Annotated in this window: 13 protein-coding genes; 3 read left to right on the forward strand and 10 right to left on the reverse strand. The window is 61.8% G+C overall.

The window, feature by feature from the left end:
- Positions 1-17: 17 nt before the first annotated feature.
- From CLV45_RS16405 to CLV45_RS16415, 4 genes are all read right to left on the reverse strand, one after another.
- Positions 18-839 (reverse strand): DUF305 domain-containing protein, encoded by an 822-nt coding sequence (locus CLV45_RS16405; protein ID WP_100337539.1) that lies wholly within the window; start codon positions 837-839, stop codon positions 18-20.
- A 30-nt stretch (positions 840-869) separates the two neighbouring features.
- Positions 870-1,814, reverse strand: a complete 945-nt coding sequence (locus tag CLV45_RS16410) for a heavy metal-binding domain-containing protein (RefSeq protein WP_100337540.1) — start codon at positions 1,812-1,814, stop codon at positions 870-872.
- A gap of 46 nt (positions 1,815-1,860) precedes the next feature.
- The gene (locus CLV45_RS25495; protein ID WP_262496888.1) at positions 1,861-1,992 is read right to left on the reverse strand and encodes a hypothetical protein; all 132 of its coding nucleotides are present in this window, start codon (positions 1,990-1,992) and stop codon (positions 1,861-1,863) included.
- A 129-nt stretch (positions 1,993-2,121) separates the two neighbouring features.
- Entirely contained in the window at positions 2,122-2,607 is a 486-nt protein-coding gene (locus tag CLV45_RS16415) for a hypothetical protein (RefSeq protein ID WP_157807587.1), read from the reverse strand.
- 224 nt (positions 2,608-2,831) lie between these two features.
- Between CLV45_RS16415 and CLV45_RS25620 the strand changes: the two genes are divergently transcribed.
- Positions 2,832-3,008: a helix-turn-helix domain-containing protein gene (locus CLV45_RS25620; protein ID WP_211289954.1), complete on the forward strand. Its 177-nt coding sequence runs from the start codon at positions 2,832-2,834 to the stop codon at positions 3,006-3,008.
- Positions 3,009-3,207: 199 nt separating this feature from the next.
- Complete coding sequence (locus CLV45_RS16425; protein ID WP_100337543.1) at positions 3,208-3,858, forward strand: YceI family protein; 651 nt, start codon at positions 3,208-3,210, stop codon at positions 3,856-3,858.
- 78 nt (positions 3,859-3,936) lie between these two features.
- Here CLV45_RS16425 and CLV45_RS16430 read toward each other — a convergent pair whose 3' ends face one another.
- Positions 3,937-4,338 carry a DoxX family protein gene (locus CLV45_RS16430; RefSeq protein ID WP_100337544.1) on the reverse strand — a complete coding sequence of 134 codons (402 nt, stop codon included), beginning with the start codon at positions 4,336-4,338 and terminating at the stop codon, positions 3,937-3,939.
- Between the two features lie 153 nt (positions 4,339-4,491).
- Here CLV45_RS16430 and CLV45_RS16435 point away from each other — a divergent pair, with 153 nt between their 5' ends.
- Entirely contained in the window at positions 4,492-5,529 is a 1,038-nt protein-coding gene (locus tag CLV45_RS16435) for a DUF1259 domain-containing protein (protein ID WP_100337545.1), read from the forward strand.
- Between the two features lie 86 nt (positions 5,530-5,615).
- Here the strand turns inward: CLV45_RS16435 and CLV45_RS16440 are convergent, their stop codons facing one another.
- The 5 genes from CLV45_RS16440 to CLV45_RS16460 form a co-directional block, all read right to left on the reverse strand.
- Positions 5,616-6,323 carry a DUF6577 family protein gene (locus CLV45_RS16440; protein WP_100337546.1) on the reverse strand — a complete coding sequence of 236 codons (708 nt, stop codon included), beginning with the start codon at positions 6,321-6,323 and terminating at the stop codon, positions 5,616-5,618.
- Between the two features lie 38 nt (positions 6,324-6,361).
- A complete protein-coding gene (locus tag CLV45_RS16445; RefSeq protein WP_100337547.1) occupies positions 6,362-8,812 on the reverse strand; it encodes a TonB-dependent receptor in 2,451 nt (816 codons plus the stop codon).
- A complete protein-coding gene (locus tag CLV45_RS16450; RefSeq protein WP_100337548.1) occupies positions 8,793-10,157 on the reverse strand; it encodes an HTTM domain-containing protein in 1,365 nt (454 codons plus the stop codon). Before CLV45_RS16450 ends, CLV45_RS16445 begins: the two co-directional genes overlap by 20 nt.
- Complete coding sequence (locus CLV45_RS16455; protein WP_100337549.1) at positions 10,158-11,270, reverse strand: imelysin family protein; 1,113 nt, start codon at positions 11,268-11,270, stop codon at positions 10,158-10,160. It abuts the gene before it with no gap.
- 96 nt (positions 11,271-11,366) lie between these two features.
- Positions 11,367-12,518, reverse strand: coding sequence for a DUF4856 domain-containing protein (locus CLV45_RS16460; RefSeq protein WP_100337550.1), 1,152 nt, complete (start codon positions 12,516-12,518; stop codon positions 11,367-11,369).
- Positions 12,519-12,541 lie beyond the last annotated feature (23 nt).

A 12,541-nucleotide genomic window follows, 5' to 3' on the forward strand; every position in this document is an offset into this window, starting at 1 on the left:
AAGACCCCGGCGCCTAGTTAGGCTTTCTTTTCCAGCGTCATTTCGCAGGTGGGGCACTTGCCGGGCTTGTTGCTGCGGCTGCCCTCACAACCCATGGGGCACTCGTAGACGGCAGCCGAGCCGCTCATCTTGCCGCCGTTTTTGGCCTGCCAGTCCTTGAACTGCTGGATTTCCTTCTGCTGGGCGTCAATCATGCCCTGGGCCATTTCCTTAAGCTTGGTGTCGCGGCCGTGGGCCAGCTCGGCCTTGGCCATGTCGATGGCGCTCTGGTGGTGAGGCACCATCATGGCGGCGAAGTCTTGGTCTACGTTGCCGGTGGGCTGGCCCATGTTCATCATGTCGTCCATCGAGGTTTTCATCTTGCTGGTGAACGGGTCGGCGGGGTCCTGGGGCTTGTAGTTGGTAGGGGCGCCGTCGAGGCGGGTGGCAATGGCTTCGAGGTCCTTGATTTCCTTCTGCTGGTCGTCGCTGATTTTCTGAGCCATGGCGCGCAGGGTCGCGTCTTTGCCTTCCTTGAGCTCCAAGGCCGACATGTCGACGGCACCCTGGTGGTGGGCCATCATCATGTGGGCGAAGTCGTGGTCGGTGTTGCCGGCGGGCTTGAACGACTCCATGTTCTTCATCATGCTGGTCATCACGGCCATCATGCCCGAGGCGTTGGCGTCGTGGCTCATGCCCGAGTGGTCCATGCCGGCCATGCTGCCGGCGGAATCAGCCGAGGTGCTGGCTTCGGTGGTGGCCGTAGTGGTGGTTTCGGCAGATTTGTTGCTGTCGCCGCAGCTGCTGAACAGGCCGGTGCTGATACAGAGGGAAGCGAGGAAGAAAGCGGACTTTTTCATGGGTTAGGGCTTGATGGGTTGGGAGGTGAGTTAGGCTTTGACGTTGACGGTGAAGTTGCCGGTGTGAATGGTGCCGGCGTGGTTGAACTGCAGGAAGACGCGGTAGAGGCCGGGGGCTTCGAAGTTGGTGTTGAAGCCGATGGCGGGGCCTTTGTCGGCCTGATCGTTGGGGTGCACGTGCAGGTACCGTTCGGTGTCTTCACTGATGACCACGACGTGGCCGAGGGCCCCGAGGTAGTTGTCAAGGTCAGTGACGGGGTGGCCGCCTTTGGTGAGGTTGATTTTCATGGCCAGCAGCCGGCCGACTTTCAGGTCTTTGTCGAAGGAAAGCGTGGCCTGGTAGCCGTCCTGGCTCCACTGCATCTGGTCCTGGCTGTACTTGACGGGCGTGTACTTGGGGCCCTGTACCGTGACGGGCTGACGGCCGAGCTGGTGGCTGCTGCCGTCGGGCGTGTAGTCCTGAAACAGCACATAGTCGCCACCCGTTGCGAAAGTGAAGGGCGCGCGATAGTTGCCTTCAGCGGTGTACTCGGGGTGCTCGTGGTAGAAGGCCGAGAGGTCTTTGCGCACGATGATGAGGTGGATTTTCTTTTCGTGCACCACGGCCAGCGGCACGGGGGCTTGTTCATTGCCGACTTCCTGCGGCGTGTAGGTGAGCGTGACGGGCTGGCCGGCGACCATCCGCATAGGGGTGGGCGCAAACTTCATTTGGTAGGTTTTGCCGTTGCTCACCTGGTCGTTGTGCACCAAGGCCATGCCGCACTTGGAGCACTTCTCGCCCTCCTTAGTGCTGGTGACCTCGGGGTGCATGGGGCAGGCGTAGGTGTGACCACCGGCGTGCCCGGCGGTGCTGTCGGCCGCGGTGCCTGTGGGTGTGGTGACGGTATTGGTGGCGCTGCTCGATGAATCGGAGGAGCAACTTGCGACGGTGAAGAGGCTGGCGCTGGCCAGCAGGTAAACGAGGAAACGGTTCATGAAAAATGTACTAACTGGGGATGAGGAAGCCGAGCGGGTGGGGTGCTCAGGCCTGGAATTGCTGCCAGAGCACGAAGCCAATGGCGGCGGCTAACGCGACGTAGAGCAGGCCGCGCAGCAGCTGGCGGAACGGACCGCGGGGTGGCGGGCCGGCGGCCGGTTCGCAACAATCTTTCATTGCGGAGAGGGAAAACCCGGAAGTTGAAGGGAATGGTGGGCGGCCTTAGGCAGCGCGACGGGCAAACGAAAAGGCCCGCCCCGGACATAGCATGGCTATGCCGGCGCGAGCCTTAGCGCGTCGGAAAAATCAGACAGTCAGCGACTGGATAAAAATGCGGATGTCGGGTATTTTGGGGGGCAGGTGCCGCCGGGGCACCAACTGCACCGCCAGAGTGCGATTCCACTGGCCGGCGAAGGGCCGGAACTGAAAGTCCTGGGAATCAGGCAGCAGGGCGGGTACGGGGCTGAGCAGCTGCTTCTGGCCCGGGGTGGTGAGCGAGGAGAGCAGCGAAGCCGACTTGTCTTTGCAGCAGTCGTGGCTGCGGCTGGATTTCTTGTGCGAGTGCCCGGCTACGTCTTTCTTGACTGTCTTGCCATGGCCGTGGCAGCCGGGATGACTGGGCTTAGCGGGAGGCGTTTCGGCGCAGTGGCTGCCTTTGGACATGCCCATTATCCCGCCGCGAGTGGTCGGGTTCATGGTAGCGCAGTAGCACTGGCCCACGAACACGTTGACGAAGACGAGCAGGAAGCTCGTCGCCAGCAAACGGCGGAAGGGGAAGAGACTACGGAACATACCAAGCCGGATGAAACACGGACAACCGCAAAAGTAGGAAAGAACCCGTGAGCAGTTGAACTGACCTTTTACCGCTTTGCGTGGTGAATGGTTCGGCGCTTGCTGATGCCAACGTGCTGCCAATGAGGGCGGGCGGTGCTTGGTTAACTGATTTTGGGGCGCAAACGTGCCGGTCCGGCTACTTGGAGGAAAGCGGCGGGAGCAAGATTATACAAGATTCGAACATGATTCTGTTGGCGTCCGGCGAGCAGACCATGGCCGAGGTGGCGCAGCAACTCGGGTACAGCAGCCCAGCGAATTTGTCGCGGCAGTTTCGGCAGGTGACGGGGCTGACGCCGACCAAGTACCAGCGGCTGGGGCCGGAGAGCCACGCGCAGCGGAGCTTGGATGCTTTAACATAGTGGCCGCCGGAATTTGCCGGCGGCCACCAGATTCCGGTGGCCAGCCTGGAAGCGGCCTGCCACTGGCTTCGGCTGGCTTAGGGCAAGCGCCACACGGGGCAACTAGCAAAGCCAGAGGACTGCGCGGCGGGTGGGCTGGGGGCGTTAGTAGTTGGCCGCTTAACTTGTGGCCTTTCAGCAACCCCTCAATTTAACCCTCATGAAAAAGCGCATTTTACTCATGTTACTCGCGGCGGCTGCGCTGGGAGCTCCCTCGTTGGCTGCTCGCAATGGTGTACTGTTTGCTACGGAATCACGCAAGCCTACGCCCGGCACCTACGTGCTGCAGCCGCAGCTGAGTACGCTGGGCTGGCTGGCTAAAAAAGTGACCGGTCAGCACAACGGCACCGTCCAGTTCCAGAGCGGGCAGGTGCTGGTGAAAGGCAGCCAGATTGTGGGCGGCACTTTTACCGTGGACATGACCTCCATCAAGGACAACGACCAGAGCGAGCGGCTGGTGGGTCACCTAAAGTCCGACGACTTCTTCGGTGTGGACAAAAATCCCACGGCCACCTTCGTTATCACCAGTGTAACGCCCATTAAAGGCGCTGCCAAAGACGCCGACAATGTCACCATCACCGGCGATTTGACCATCAAAGGCAAAACCAACCCGTTGAGCTTTCCGGCCAAAGCAGGCGTGAAAAGCGGCGTCGCCGCGGCCTCGGGCACAGCCACTATCGACCGCACCAAGTACGACATCCGCTACCGGTCCAAATCTTTCTTTGAAAGCATTGGTGACAAGGCCATTGACGATGCCTTTACGCTGACATTCAATGTTATTGCGAAAGCCGACGGTGTAGCTACCCGCTAAAAGTCCCTGGCACACCCTGCCGCAACGGCTGCTGCCGAGGCGGGAAGAGCCGTTGCGGCAGGGTGTGTATTCGGGTGATCATGATCTGACGGGTTCTCCCACTTGGCGTCCGTGGCGTAGGCCGTCCAAACTCCAGATGCCTGCGCCGTGGGCGGCGATGTAGAGAAAAAGGAAGCAGAACAGCACGGCGGCCTCGCCCTTGTTGACGATGGGCAGCGGGCTTTGCGGAAAGTGGGCCATGAAGTAGGCCGCGGCCATTTCGCCGCTGGCCAGAAACGCCGCAACGCGGGCGAAAAGCCCCACGGCGATGAGCAGGCCGCCCACCAGCTCAATAATGCCGGCCACCCCCATCATCGAGGCAAGGGGCACCTGCGGGCCGCCGGGAAAACCGAGCAGCTTCTGGCTGCCGTGCATGGCGAAGAGCAGCCCGGCGACGATGCGCAGCAGGGCGAAAGCATAGGATGCGTAGGTTGTGTTCATATTTCAGTGGAAAAGAGGTGCGGCCTTTTTACGAAATGCGGCTGGGCACGTTGGCAGTGCCTCCAACCTTGAACGCAGTGTGTGTGTAAGCGTAACTTGGCTTACCGGCTTTGAGCCGGCGTATTCGTTCACGTTTCTTTCTATTCCGGTTCGATGGCTCATTCTTCTGTTTCCCGGCGCGAGGCCCTGCGCGCCGCCGCGGTGTTGGGCGCCACCACGCTGCTGAGCGGCTCGCCCTCACTGACCAGCGCGGCATCCGTTGCTGCTCCGGGCAAAACCCCGCCGCTGAGCCAGGCCGACCAGACGGCCATTGATGCCGCGCTGGGCAAGAAGGGCACCTACAACGAGGCGCAGGCCACCCACCTGATAAGCCTGCCCCGCAACGACCTGAAGGTGAAAATCAAGGGCGAACCGGTACCCATTGCCTTCGGCTTTGGCGGATGGGTGGCCATCAAGCACACGCTGGACGGGAAGTCCGCGATGCTGATGAGCGACACGGTGCTGCTGCAGGAAGAAGTGAACCCGCTAATGTCGGCTGCCTTGGCCAACGGGCTGGAAATCGGGGCCGTGCACAACCACTTCTTCTACGAGGAGCCCCGCATCTACTACATGCATATTTCCGGCATGGGCGCCTCGGTGGAGCTGGCCCGGAAGTTTGCTGCCACGCTCAAAGATTCCAAGCTGCTGCCTGCCAACCAGCCGCAGTCGGCTTCGCCGGGGCCGGCGACCCCGGGCAACGCCACCCCCGCCGCGGGCCCACTCACGGGCAATGAGCTGTTTGACCTGGCCGCCCTCGATGCGCTGGTGAAGTACAAAGGCGTGGTGAACGGACCCTCCTACAAGTACACCGTGGGCCGCGACGACTTGCAGTGCCTGATGATGGGCACGGAAATGACGGCTGCCATCGGCCTTAATTCCTGGGCGGCATTTGCCGGTCGGCAAGACGACGCCCACATTGCCGGCGACATTGCCATGCTGGAGCACGAAGTCAACCCCGTAATTAAAACCCTGCGCGCCCACAACCTAGAAGTGGTGGCCGTGCATAATCACATGCTGGGCGACACGCCGCGCATGATGTTTCTGCACTACTACGGGCGCGGCCCCGCTACGCCGCTGGCCACCGGATTCCGCGCCGCGCTGGACCAGTTGGGCAAAGGCCCGGCCAGCAGCATGCGGGGGATGAAGCATTAAGGGTCGTTGGCGCCGTCTTGGACCCGATGAGGGCACGTAATGTTAAAGAGTGACAAGCCACCCTATGCAGCTAACAAGGGTGGCAGTTAGGTATTCCACTGCTCCGACAACTGGCAGGCCACAGCGTAGCGCCGGAGACGGTCCATGTTCAGCCCGCCGCTGGCGTGCAAAGCCGTCAGAGCCGACTTCAGCGCAGCTTCTGACGCGAAGGGAGCAAGCTCGGGAATCTGCCCGACGTCGACCAGCATTTTCTCAGGCCGGGCCGTGGGAATGCCTTTGACGCGGCGGACGGGGGCACTAGGGCGCCAGGCACGCACCAGCACTGAGCATAGTGCCGATGTGGTGGCAACGGCTGCTTCGGCCTGATGGTTTTCCAGCACCTGCCGGGCGTAGTTCACTTCAGCCCAACTCACTTCTACCACCAGCAGGTCGGGCAAGTCAGGTAGGTAGGGATGGAGCCATTGTGTGGACCACAAGCAGCCCAGCGGCAACACCAAATGAGCCTGTAGCTGCTGCCATACACCCAGCCAGGCCGTTTCCAGCATGGTGCCGGGTGCGCTGGTTACCAGCGGTGCCTCGAAGGAAAAGCAGTTTCCGCCCACCTCGTACAACAACTCGTTACGCAGCAGTTCCTGCCGAATGGTGGGCCAGATGGCGGGGGCAACGGCCGAAACAAGCTGAGTAAAACCGGTCAGGAGCTGCGCTTCGGAAATCTGCTTTTGCCCATGAAAGCGGCTCCGCAGTCGGGGCCAGGCGTGCAGCACCTCGGCGAGTGGAGCGTTATAGGGTTTCATGGTGGGCCGAATTGGAGGTCCTGCCACTTCCGCAGGCTCTACCACTTAGCGGCTACAGTCAGGAAAAAGCTGCGCCCATCGGAAGGCAGGATGCCGGGGCCGGGGTAGCCAGTGGCGCGGCGGGTGAAGTAGATGGCGTCGGCCAGGTTGTTCACGCTGCCTTCGAGCTTGAGCCAGCGCCGCTCCCATGACACGGAGGCGTCGAGCACGGTGTAGGCTGGAATGCGACCCACCACGGCCGACACGCCGCCCAGCTCGGCCTTGGTGGCGTCGGTATACTGCTTCGACAGGTAAGTGGCCTGCAGCGAACCTTTGAATGGTCCGAAGCCCACCCGGGCGCCAGTTTTGAGGTTGACATCCGGCACAAACTCGACCGGGTTGCCTTTCACGCCCGCAATTTCGCTTTGCGTGTAGCGTCCCCGAATCAGAGCCAAGTTGCCGAAGGCGGCTAGCGACCAGCGGCCCGGCTCGACGGCGGGGTGGGCAGCGCGCAGCAGGTCTACTTCAGCGTATGATTCAACGCCCAGAATCAGGGCGCGGCCCACGTTGCTGCGGCGGCGTAGCACCCGGTCGGCAGCATCGTAGGTCTGTACTTCGCCGATGCGGTTGCCGTACTGCAGGGCAAACAAGCTCACGTCGTAAGTCAGCCACTGGCCCTGCTCACCGCGCAGGCCCAGGTCGGCGGAGTAGCCGCGCTCGTCCTGCAGGTTGGGGTCGATAACGGCCGAAGGGTTGGCAATGCGCATGTCCGAAAACGTGATGGAGCGGTAGTTCTGCGAAATGTTGCCATAGAGCTCCCGCGTTTCCACCGGCTTATAGCTCACGCCGATGCCGCCCAGCACGAAGCCGCGCGGGCTGAGCCGCTGCTCGTCCTTTTGGATGATGGCGTCGATGTTATTGGCGTTATCGCGAATCACGTTGCCGTAGGTGCCCTGCGATTTTGTGCGAATGTACTCGTAGCGCACCCCGGGGGTCACCGACACCTTGTCGCTGAGGTAGAAGATGTTTTCGGCAAACACCGCCACGTTCTGGTTAGGAAACTCGAAGTCGGAGAAGCTGCTGGCAAACGTCTCGCCTTCCGGCCCCACGTAGCGAAAATCGGCTCCCCGACCCGTTGGACCGAAACCCTGCACGCTGTGGTTGTAGCCGTGGTAGTAGCGCGTGCCCAGCAGCAGCACGCCGGTTTTGCTGCCTAGCTGGTAGCGGTTCAGGTAGCGAGCTTCCACGCCATAATTCTGAAATTCGCCGGTGATAAGGTCGCGCAGATAGAAGTCTTTGTCGGGCAGCTCCACCTGATTGGGCCGAAAGCCCAGGGACTTGCGCGTAGCCCGCAGTCCAAAAGCCAGCACGTTAATATTGGATTGGGGGGTGAGCTTCCAGTCGGCCGAGGCATTGAACAGGTTCCAGTCCACGGCAAACCAGTTCCGCTCGCGGTTGCTCTGCCGGGCATTCTGGACAAACTGTGCGTCGCTCAGGCCGCCGGGCTGCTGGGCCAGGTAGTCCATGTGAGTGACCTGAGTACCGACCTTGAAATTCTCCGTAAACTGATAGCGCACGTCGGCGTAGGCCGTTTTGCTGTCGAAGTGGGAATTGGGCCGCCAGCCGTCGCCGCGCTTGTACTGGGCAAAAGTGTAGTAGCTGAGCTTCTTTACCGTGCCGCTCACACTGTTGAAGGAATTGAAAAAGCCGTAGGAGCCTGCCGTCTGCCGCGATACCACCGACACGGTTTTATCAGGCTCCGGCGCGCGCAGCTCGAAGTTGAGCAGTCCGCCGAACTGGGTGCCGTACTGCAGCGAGGCCGCCCCGCGCACCAGCTGAATCCGCTTGATGGCCTCGATGGGCGGCGTGTAGTAGCTTTCGGGGTAGCCCAAGGCGTCGGCCGAGATGTCGTAGTTGTTCTGCCGCACGTTGAAGTTGCTGGTGCGGTTGGGGTCCAGGCCCCGGCCGCCAATGCTGAGCTGCAGGCCGCCCTGGTCGCTTTCCCAGATGTTGAGCCCCGCCACTCGGGCGTATACCTGCCGGGCGTTGTTGGTGGCCAGGTTGGCCACCAGGTTGTCGGGCACGATGACGTCCGACTTTTTGGCCGCGAAAATAGCCGTGCCCTCCACCTCGCGCAGCCGCTGCGGCCCGAAGCGGGTTTGGGGAGCCGCCACCACTACTTCCTTGAGCTGCCGCTCCCGCCGTGTGAGGGTGAAATCCAGAATGCCGCCGTTGGGCGGCACGTCCACTTCGGTTTTGAAGGGCTCGTAGCCGATAGAGGAAAACTGCAGTTGCTGGCGCCCGGCCGGCAGCTTGGCTAGGGTAAATAGGCCGGCCGAGTCGGTGCGGGCAATTTGGCGGGAGCCGCGCACGTACACCTCGCAGCCCGCCACGGGCCGGCCGGTGTTGGCCTCGCGCACCCGGCCCTGCAGCGCGGCCTGCTGCGCCAGGGCCGAAAATGAAGAGAGTACGCTCACCACCAGGGCCGCGCTATAAACCGGTAATCTCATCGTCGAAAGGTAAAATCCAGGGCTTGGGCCGCAGGTCGTCGGTCACGCGGGCCAAATCCACGGTAGGGTCAATGAAGCTTTTACCCAGGCGGCCGTTCAGGCTCACGTAGGCATCGGCGTATACTTTGGGGTTTTGCACGCCGCGGCGGGCGTAGTAGTCGCGTAGGTAGTGGGCAAACTGTACCAGCATGTCGGGCTGGGTGCTCATCATCTTCTCCTGGAGCACGCTCAAGTGTTCGTAGTTATTCACGAGCCGGGCCCGGCCGGTGACCCCGTCCACCACCTTGAACTGCACCTGGCCCATCTTTTCCATCAGCATCACCCGCCACGAAAAGCGGTAGCCTTCCTCGGTCCAGAACAGCTCGCGCGGGTAGAGCAGGTAGCGGAAGGGCAACAGCAGCTGGACCACGAAAAACACGCCCAAAACCAGCAGCAGGACCTGCCGGGTGCGCGGCGCGTACACCAGCGGCTGGGCCAGCCGGGGCAGCGTCGGCGTGCGCAGCACCCAGCGCCGCAGCCGGGCCAGGGTCCGCACGTGGGCATCGGCGGGGAAGAACACCAGCGCCGCCACTATCATCACGTAGGGGAACATGCCGATGGGAAACAGCACGGCCGTTAGTATGTGAAACACCACCACGGCGGCGTAGGCCCAGGCCCGCGTGGGCCGGTACAGCAGGAAGAAGGGAACCGTCAAATCATAGAAAGCCCCGAACCAGCTGAAGGCATAGGCCACCCAGACGTGGTTGAACAGGGGTCCGACGAGCCACAAATCGTTTTTGGCTGGCAGCCAGATGCGCAGCGGCATAGCCTGCCCCAGCCAGTCGGAGTTGAGCTTGGCCAGCCCGGCGTAGCAGTACACGATGCCTACCAGCAGGCGCAACGCATCCACCGTCCAGCGCGGCACCTGGCTACGCCAGCGCGCGGGGTCGAGGTGGGCATCGACGGAAAAGAAGCGGCCGGCGGGCAGCAGCACCAGCAGAAACGCCGCCAGGCTCACAAAGTAGTAGTGGTTGAGGTAGGTGCTTTTGTCCATAAGCTCGATGTAGGTGAAGCTCACAAACAAGCCCACCGCCGCCGTGCGGTACCACCAGCCCAGGGTCAGCAGCAAGGCGCACAGCCCGCAAACCACAAACAGCCCGTAGGTGTACGTGCCCAGGGGCTTCACCCACTCAAACCCGTAGTACGAGAAGAAAAACTTCGGCTGCAGATACAGCTCCTCAATCCAGCCCTTGGCCCAGAAGCGCACCACGCTGGCCAGCACCAAAACGCCAAAGGCCACGCGGAACGTGGCCAGTGGTGCGGCAGAAGTGTACGCCTGCAGATAGTGCCGAAGCCTGTCGGTCATTTAGTCGCCGTCGTTGTCGACGTAGGTTACCGTAATGCCCAGGGCTGAGGTCATGTCTACCTTAATCAGGCGCACGGCTTTCTGCATCTCATTGTAGGACGTCACGGCGTCGGCGTTGCGGGCCGTAATGGTCGTGAACAGGTCCGGGCCCAGGGTGTTGAGCTGCTGAAACGACACGCCAAACTGGGTGTTGATGATGCTGGTCAGGCTCTGGCCCGTGCGGCTGTCCTTGGCACCGAGGGCGTCAAGGTAGCTTTTGAGCGAAGGCCGGCCTGCGCGACCATTAAAAAACTGCTGCACCGTGGCGTGGGCCGTGGTGGCCAGCTGCAGGGGCAGCGTACCTTTCAGGTAGTAGGCTTCAATCTTCTCGGGACGGGCCACGCCGGTCATGGTGCCGGCCGGAATGCCCACTTTGCCGGCGCGCAGGTAACGCTCGAAGTACAGCGAATACGCGTTGATGACCCGCGAAAGCGACGAGCTGGCGTCGGTGCCGGCGTTGTTCACGAAGGCGTCGCGGTACGAGCCGTTCCACTGCGAATACACCGTGCCGAAAGTCTGGTCCATCTTGGCCACCACGTCGGTCAGGTAGCGGCGGTGGTTGGCCGAGGCCGCGTACTGCTGCACAATGGCCGCGTCGCCGCTGGCCACGCCATTCAGCAAATAGTCCAGTGCCGGAAAACCCTGCTGCGGAATGGCCGTGGCCACTTCAAAGTCGTAGCTGCCGGTGCTGATGTTGCGGTTGATGCCGGCCGCGTCGGTCGGGTAGATGTTGAAGTGGTTGCGCAAGCTCACCGATTCGGCCGGGCCAAACTCAAACAGCTCCACCTTCTGCCACTCCACGTAGGCCGCCTGCCAGGCCTGGCGCGCATCCACGAGCGTGGCCGGGGTGGGCGTCGCCGTGAAGGCCGTGGTCTTGGCCTTGAGCACGGCCAGCTTGTCATTAAAGCGCTGGTAGCCGGGCTTTACCAGACTGTCGGCCCACTGGGTGAGCAGGGCTTTGCGGTCCAGCGCCGTGTCGGGGCCGGCTGCGTCACCGCTGGGGTCCTTCTTGCAGCTGAAGACGCCGACTGCCACCAACAGCAGCAACAGGGCAAATAAAACGGGCTTTTTCATCAGAGAGCTTTTTTTCGTGGCGAAGGCCAACGCACCAGGCGGCCGGGGCTGCCTGGTGCGTTGGCCTGGGTTCCGCTTGCCGTAAGCGAGCCAAATTTACTGAATGCTGAACTTGGCTTTGATGGCGTTGATAGCCACATCAGCCTGGGTGTTGGTCAGGCTCCAGGTACCATTGGTGCCCGACGTGAGGCCGGTAAGCAGGTTGTCCGAGAAAGTAGCATCAGCGCCGTACTTGGTGCAGAAGCGCAGCGAGTACACAAAGCCGAGGCCTTCACCCAGAGCATGCGCCTTCACGTCCAGGGTCGAAGCCGATTTCCAGTTGCTCAGGTAAGACACCGCAGCCAGCGCAATAGTTTTCTCCAGCTCAGTGCGAATCAGGTCAGCCTGGGTTTTCACGCCGGCCGCGTCATTGTTGACGATGGCAGCGCGGCCCTTTAGGAAGGCCATGTACACGTTCGGCGAAGCCGTGGGATTCTTCTCGTTCAGGTAGCTGGCCAGGAACCGCTCCCGGGGCGTCAGGTTGATGTCCGTGGTCATGATGGCGTTGTTGGTCAGAAAACCGTAGGCCAAATCCCAGTTGTGCTCCAACTCCGAGTAGGCTTTGCCGTCGACCACTCTGCTATTGTTGGCCTTCAGGGCGTTGTCGGTCAGCAGCACGTTGTCAATCTGGTCGAGCAGCAGGGCGCCAATCAGGGCCTTCTGAATCACCTGATTCACCTCGATGCCGTTGCCATCCACCAGGTAGCGGCCCAGGCGGCCGGCATTGCCGGGCGTGGCCACGTTGTTTACCGACTGGCTGGCGGTGGCCAGCTGGGTCAGCTTGGTGTCAACATAAGTGCGCACGGTTTCGGCGTTGGTGGCCGGGAACGAGGCCGCGGTGCTGGTGCGCAGGTTCAGGCCCGAGGCGTTCAGGCCGGCACCCGTGAAGTAGCCGCCGGTGTTGGTATAATAGCCGCGCAGCTTGGCCGCGTCCAGCGTGGTTGGCGTGGCAGGAGCCGCCACTGCCACCAGGGCCATGTAAGAGTTCAGCTCTGAGAACATGTCCAGGCGCTGGTTCGAGGTCGTTAGGTCGACAGTCGACTGGCCATTACCGTCTTTAAACGACTCCGTGTATTTAGAAGTGGCCGTCAGAGTGCTGGTGTCCATCTTGGCGCGCAGAGTGGGCGCGGACTCGGTGTCATTCTTGTCGCAGGAGCTTAGGACAACTGTTAGGGCTAGCAGCGCGGTGGGAATGTACTTGAAGGTCATGAGGCGAGATTAATGTTTAGTGC

The sequence above is a fragment of the Hymenobacter chitinivorans DSM 11115 genome, assembly GCF_002797555.1.
GTDB classification, from domain to species: domain Bacteria; phylum Bacteroidota; class Bacteroidia; order Cytophagales; family Hymenobacteraceae; genus Hymenobacter; species Hymenobacter chitinivorans.

Excerpts from the sequence above, each read along its gene's own strand:
- CLV45_RS16405 (WP_100337539.1), bottom strand. The coding sequence starts at position 839 with ATGAAAAAGTCCGCTTTCTTCCTCGCTTCCCTCTGTATCAGCACCGGC.
- CLV45_RS16410 (WP_100337540.1), bottom strand. The coding sequence starts at position 1,814 with ATGAACCGTTTCCTCGTTTACCTGCTGGCCAGCGCCAGCCTCTTCACC.
- CLV45_RS25495 (WP_262496888.1), bottom strand. The coding sequence starts at position 1,992 with ATGAAAGATTGTTGCGAACCGGCCGCCGGCCCGCCACCCCGCGGTCCG.
- CLV45_RS16415 (WP_157807587.1), bottom strand. The coding sequence starts at position 2,607 with ATGTTCCGTAGTCTCTTCCCCTTCCGCCGTTTGCTGGCGACGAGCTTC.
- CLV45_RS25620 (WP_211289954.1), top strand. The coding sequence starts at position 2,832 with ATGATTCTGTTGGCGTCCGGCGAGCAGACCATGGCCGAGGTGGCGCAG.
- CLV45_RS16425 (WP_100337543.1), top strand. The coding sequence starts at position 3,208 with ATGAAAAAGCGCATTTTACTCATGTTACTCGCGGCGGCTGCGCTGGGA.
- CLV45_RS16430 (WP_100337544.1), bottom strand. The coding sequence starts at position 4,338 with ATGAACACAACCTACGCATCCTATGCTTTCGCCCTGCTGCGCATCGTC.
- CLV45_RS16435 (WP_100337545.1), top strand. The coding sequence starts at position 4,492 with ATGGCTCATTCTTCTGTTTCCCGGCGCGAGGCCCTGCGCGCCGCCGCG.
- CLV45_RS16440 (WP_100337546.1), bottom strand. The coding sequence starts at position 6,323 with ATGAAACCCTATAACGCTCCACTCGCCGAGGTGCTGCACGCCTGGCCC.
- CLV45_RS16445 (WP_100337547.1), bottom strand. The coding sequence starts at position 8,812 with ATGAGATTACCGGTTTATAGCGCGGCCCTGGTGGTGAGCGTACTCTCT.
- CLV45_RS16450 (WP_100337548.1), bottom strand. The coding sequence starts at position 10,157 with ATGACCGACAGGCTTCGGCACTATCTGCAGGCGTACACTTCTGCCGCA.
- CLV45_RS16455 (WP_100337549.1), bottom strand. The coding sequence starts at position 11,270 with ATGAAAAAGCCCGTTTTATTTGCCCTGTTGCTGCTGTTGGTGGCAGTC.
- CLV45_RS16460 (WP_100337550.1), bottom strand. The coding sequence starts at position 12,518 with ATGACCTTCAAGTACATTCCCACCGCGCTGCTAGCCCTAACAGTTGTC.